This is a genomic window from Aquirufa sp. Wall-65K1 (assembly GCF_054558475.1).
The window spans coordinates 116,089-122,327 of sequence record NZ_JBPXKD010000009.1; the positions used below are offsets into that span (position 1 = coordinate 116,089).

At 39.8% G+C, this 6,239-nt stretch carries 3 protein-coding genes; all 3 read left to right on the forward strand.

Features of this window, described 5'->3' with window-relative positions; genetic code table 11:
* Positions 1-13 precede the first annotated feature (13 nt).
* Positions 14-1,087, forward strand: a complete 1,074-nt coding sequence (locus ACST15_RS12425) for an NHL repeat-containing protein (protein ID WP_459454982.1) — start codon at positions 14-16, stop codon at positions 1,085-1,087.
* A gap of 13 nt (positions 1,088-1,100) precedes the next feature.
* Positions 1,101-2,573, forward strand: a complete 1,473-nt coding sequence (locus ACST15_RS12430; protein WP_459454983.1) for a c-type cytochrome domain-containing protein — start codon at positions 1,101-1,103, stop codon at positions 2,571-2,573.
* A gap of 650 nt (positions 2,574-3,223) precedes the next feature.
* Positions 3,224-6,239 (forward strand): beta strand repeat-containing protein (locus tag ACST15_RS12435; RefSeq protein WP_459454984.1); only part of this gene is annotated, 3,016 nt, incomplete at its 3' end.

Here is a 6,239-nt window from a genome sequence, read left to right on the forward strand (position 1 = left end):
TCTTAAAATACCTATGAACAAGTCCATTCAACGCAGAGATTTTTTAAAAACTAGCTCCGTTTTAGTTGGCGGTAGCCTCTTATCAACCTCAAATACTATGAAAAAAATTGCCCCAAAACCAGGCGAAATCGTGATAGGTCACAACAATTTTAAATTTAAGGTCATCCCAAATTGGGGAATCCTAGATGCTGGCAAAAACCCTGTCAACGACTGCCATGAAATGGTGGAAGACGCCAAGGGTCGTTTGTTTTTATTAACCAATGAAACCAAAAACAATGTTTTGATTTATGATAAATCAGGAAAGTTATTAGACTCTTGGGGACATACCTATCCGGGAGCACATGGTTTAACTATTTTAAATGAAGGTGGAGAACAGTTTTTATTGATTTGCGATAACACTCGCCATCAGGTCATCAAAACAGATTTAAAAGGTAAGGAAATTTTCAAAATCGAATATCCTAAAGAAACTGGGGTCTATGACCATCCGCATCAATTCGTTCCAACGGAAACGGCGGTTAATCCTAAGAATGGGGATATCTACGTAGCTGATGGTTATGGAGCAAATTATATTATTCAATATGATGCAAAGGGAAAATACATTCGTCATTTTGGAGGAAAGACAAACGACTATGATGATAATTTATTCAATTGTTGCCATGGTGTTTTAGTGGATACACGAGATCCTAAAAATTGGACGCTCTTAGTAACAGACCGTGTGAATAATAGTTTTAAACGATTCACCTTAGATGGAAAATTCATTACTCGTTACCATTTACCGGGTTCATTTGTTTGTCGCCCTAACTTACATGGAGATCATATCGTAGCCGCATGTTTCCGCAGTGGAGATGGCAATTGGCCGGGATCTGGTTATGTACAGATTTTGGATAAAGACATGAAAGTAGTCTCTACCCCTGGAGGTTCAGAGCCTATTTATAAAAATGGTGTTTTACAAAGACAGCACAAAGATGACGAGAATAAGGTATTCATCCATCCTCATGATGTTTATGCCGATTCTGATCATAATATCTATGTAGCACAATGGGCATCTCAAAAGACTTACCCTATTAAATTGGAACGTATCGGCTAATATGGTGCTTGTGTTGGACTCGGAGCTAACTCCAGATTGGATTCTATTTTTTGGTCATTTTCATCCCATGTTGGTGCATTTACCTATCGGTATGCTCCTCATGGGAATGATTTTATATGTATTTTCCAAAAAAGAGGAAGTTTCCAGACAAAAGTCCATCGCCCCGATTTTATTGAGTACTGGAATCACCGCAAGTATTTCATGTGCCATGGGCTGGAGCCTCTCTTTGGCCGGCGAATACGATGTGGATACCCTGTTTTTACATCAATGGCTAGGAATAAGTCTAGCTGTTAGCTCAGTAGCACTTGCCTACATGGCACAGTATTGGTCTCAGGATGCAGTAATGTCTCGCTTTTTCAAACCTGGATTAATGATTGCATTTATCTTAGTCGTGGCTACTGGTCACTTAGGAGGAAATCTAACCCATGGTTCGGATTATTTGAGTACCTACTTACCTCAACCCATGCGGGCGTGGTTTGGCATAGCTCCCAAGGAGGAAAAAGCAAAGCCCAGTAATGAACAGCCTATTAAAATCAAGAACCTACAGGAAGCATTGATCTATCAAGATTTAATTCAACCTACCCTCAAACAGAAATGCTGGTCATGCCATAATGCCGAAAAGCAAAAAGGGAAGCTACGGATGGATAGTCCTGAATACCTTTTAAAAGGAGGAGCGAATGGCGCCATATTACTAGCAGGAAAACCAGAAGAGAGTGATCTGATTAAGCGAGTCTTATTGGATCCTTCTCATGAGGACCACATGCCTCCGAAAGGGAAAGTTAACCTAACTGAAGATGAAATTAGTTTATTACAATGGTGGGTTAAGGAAGGAGCACATTTCAATAAAAAGATAGCAGAGATTCCTTTTGATGCTCGAATCAAAACTATATTAAGCAAATATACCCAAGCAAATAAAAGTCAAGAGACCTATGTTTCTCCTGTCTTACAAGAAAATATCCCAGCAGCTTCTGATGCCGACATAGAAAAATTAAGAAAGCATCATTTACTGGTCATGGCACTCAGTGCTGAAAAATCATTCTTGGAGGTCAATGCCATCAATGCCAAACAAATTGGTGATAAAGAATTACAGGACCTGGAAGGAATCAAAGAACAAGTAGTTTCACTAAAATTAGGAGGAACCAAAATTACCGATGCATTTCTCCAACAAATAAGTTCTTATCCCCGGCTAATTCATTTACAGATAGATCGTACACAGATTAGCCCAAGAGGTATGGCTTACCTAAGCTCAATTCCTCATTTAGAAACTTTGAACCTAGTAGGTACTTCCATCAATGATGCCGCCATTGGGGATTTATCAAAAATGCGATCTTTACGAAAAATTTACTTGTGGCAAAGTAAGGTCAGCGATAAAGGCTTCAAATTGCTTCAAATAAAATTACCTAAGCTCTTGATAGACCAAGGATGGAGTGGGAAATGGCCAGTAGATACACTCAGTATTGCCATTAAAAAGCCTGAAAAAAAATAGGCAATATTGTATCATTCCACCCTTATAGCAAAGTCATTCTACCTAAAAATGGCTTAATTTTGATGCATTAATTGGTATAATTGGCTAAAATAGCTTCATTATTTAATGAATTAAATCTGAAAAATAGACCATTCTGAACCAATATTGGCCATAATTCACCTCTTCTTGGGGCTTAATTTCATAACAAACAAAGCAAATCCTGTTTCCAAATTTAAATTAGGGCAATTTTTCAGGTTTTCTCAAAAATTGAATTTTTCTAAGATTGTCTCAGTGGCCATTTTTAGGCCATTTTTCAAAATCCGCTCATGGGGCTTCTAGAGCATTTCATTTGTTCAGAATTTAAAATTGAGTACAAATGTGATTTCAGATTATTTCTACATTCCAAATGGAATTATTAGTTTTGTTTGAATTATAATCTCAAAGAGAAAAATAACTTCTTTGAGAAGTTGTATCCTGTTCCTAAATTATATATGAAAAAATCTTCTACTTGGCTGCAAAGTCTTTGTGATGCACTGACCATATCTGGTAAGGAAAATCATACGAATTCAACTTATTTTTTGACTTCTGTTAATTTTTCTGAGGAATAAAACCCCTTGGAACAAGAGCTATTCAATTTATTAGATTAAACAATCTGTGTTCTCCAAAAAATCATGAAAGTATTTCACACTACTTATTTCCCCACATTGAAACAGTTAATTTCCCAACTTAACGTGATGGTGCTAGTTTGCCTGTCTGTATTGGCAGCCAACACGTCCTTTGCGAACCCCTCATCTGAATTACTTAAATACCCTGACTTCCGAGATAAGCCTACTGTAAGCAAAGCGATAGAAAATCAGGAAGGGCTGGTCTTTTTTGATAAAGCCCCAGGTGAAGCCATTAGCCCAGAAGAGCTACGCATTATCCAAGCCAATAAAGAAGTAAACAAAATATTGATTCAGCTTTTCCAAAAAGCCAATTATCAAGAATTATTGTTTTCTTATTTTCCAGGAAATCGTACCAAAGCTGATTTAGCTTTTGCCGCCAAAGCCGAAGAACTACGTAATGCCGTTTTAAATAAAGGTTTTAATATACCAGTCCAATTATTGAACTGGTCAGTCATAAACGGTGCCATGGCAGCCTATGCTAACCACGGTCCTACAGGAAAACCCATCATCTTCTTTAACCAAGAATATGTTGCCAAATTAGCGCCATTTTACTACCCCAAAGCAGATGATAACCAAATAGTAGGGCTACTATTACAAGAATATGGACATGGTATTGACCATTATTTGAATGGTGAAATAGATAGCCCTGGAGATGAAGGAGCTTTATTTGCTGCTCAAGAAATGGGCTATAATTTGTCCAAAATAGAAATTGAAGGAGCAAAAATACGAGATGACTATAACCGTATACTAGTTTATGGAAAAACGCTACAGGTTGAAGAAGCTGCCTTGGTAGTTCAAAAAATATGGCCTGCCACCATCAGCGCAAATAAAGTAACTATCACCGATGTAGCTGTAAGCGGGAGTAATTTTCGTTTCGAAACAATTTGTACTGGTGGAGGAACTAACTGCGCATTTAATGGAACAACTGGTGGAGGGAATAATACAGTAGTAAGTTTTAGCTACAAAACCACAGGAGGAAGCATCACTTCTCCTGTAAATGGTGAACTATCATGGAGAGATCAAAGCAGTAATCCAAATTCGGTGTATTTTAATCAATACAGTAGTGGTTCAACCTTATCAAATAGTGGATATGTAGTTGTTTTACTTGTTAATTCTACTACTAACGCTTATACCAATATACCAGGACCAGGAAACACAAAGGCAAACGAAATATCAGGAAACAGTGGTCCTGTTGGATCCACTTTAGATGACTTTGCTCTAACAAATACTCCAACAACAGGTAACTCAACCATCGCAGCGAGTCCTTCCACTGGAGTAGTTGCCAATAATACCACAACATCGACATTAACTGTGACTGCCAAAAACTCGAGTAATGCAGCCATCGTTGGTGCCACAGTAACTTTAAGTCAATTTTCTGATTCGGGTTTACTAGTTCCAACTAGCAAATCAATCATTAGCCCAGCGAGTGCAACGACTGATGCCTCAGGTGTGGCCACGTTTACTGTAACCAGTACAGTGGCTCCTCAAACTATCTATTACCGTGCAACAGTCGTAGCATCTGGCTTCGAAACGATTTTATCCAATAACACATCTGTGGGTTTCGTCGTTGGGCCAGTAACCAAACTTCAAGTCTTAATGCCAGGAGAAACTGCTGATCCCGGATCAGCGACCGGTAAAACGGGTATACCTACCGACCAAGTAGCAGGATCTAATACCACTGTTACCGTTAATGCCGTGGATGCCTGGTGGAATAAAGTTACCTCCTCGACACCCACAGTAGCCATTACAACTAGTGATGCCAATGACACACATCCAGCCAATGCTGCCTTAGTATCTGGAACAGGAACCTTCACAGTTTCATTCCGTACTGCGGGAAATCAAACAGTTACAGCCACCGATCAAGCAGGCAGTCCGCTTACTCCAAATACGGGTTCTTCTACTTTGGTTACTGCAGGCACTGCTAATAAATTGGTTATTACAAATATTGCACAACAAACAGCTAGTACTGGTTTTGCCGTAACAGTAACCCTAACAGATTTATACGGCAATCCAGTTAATGCAACGGCCAACGGAACAGTTACTCTTACTCGTAAGACAGGTACTGGTACTTTAGGTGGTACGCTTACAGGTACCATTACTTCGGGATCTAGTTCCGTGACCATCTCAGGGGTAACCTATACAAAAGCTGAAACAGGCGTGGTATTAACAGCTACCGGATCTGTAGCAGGTAATGTCAATGGTAAAACTGGCGATTCAAATGCGTTTACTGTTGTGGCGGGTAGTGCCAATGCTGCGGCCTCTACTTTAACTCCAACTTCGGCTAGTATCGTGGCGGACGGTTCTACTACTCAAGTTTTAACCGTAACTGCTAAAGATGCCAATGGAAATAATTTAACTGCTGGCGGTTCTACTGTCACCATCACCAAATCATCTGGTTCAGGTACCATTGGTTCGGTTACAGATAATAGCAATGGTACATATACTGCTACTGTCACTTCTCCGACTACGGCTGGTTCAGGCGTTTTCGTGGCCACATTAGGCGCAGCTCCTATTCAAAGTGGAACAGGTTCTCAAACTCAATCTACAATCACCTACACGGCTGTTGCATCTAAATTAGTTGTAACTACAATTGGACAACAAACAGCTGGTACAGGGTTTGCCGTTACAGTTACATTAACCGACGTAAACGGCAATGCGGTCAATGCGACTGCTGATGGAACAGTTACTCTTACTCGTAAGACAGGTACTGGTACTTTAGGTGGTACACTTACAGGTACCATTACTTCTGGATCAAGTGCAGTTACCATCTCAGGTGTTACTTATACCAAAGCTGAAACGGGTGTAGTTTTAACTGCAACAGGAACAGGTGCTGGTAGTAATGTAGCAGCCAAAGTTGGTGATTCTAATGCATTCACTGTTGTGGCTGGTGCTGCGGATGCTGCCATTTCTACCTTAACTCCTACTTCGGCTAGTATCGTGGCGGACGGTTCTACTACTCAAGTTTTAACCGTAACTGCTAAAGATGCCAATGGAAATAATTTAACTGCTGGCGGTGCTACTG

What these genes read in the sequence shown, in the direction of transcription:
- ACST15_RS12425 (WP_459454982.1), top strand. Translation starts at nt 14, where the DNA reads ATGAACAAGTCCATTCAACGCAGAGATTTTTTAAAAACTAGCTCCGTT.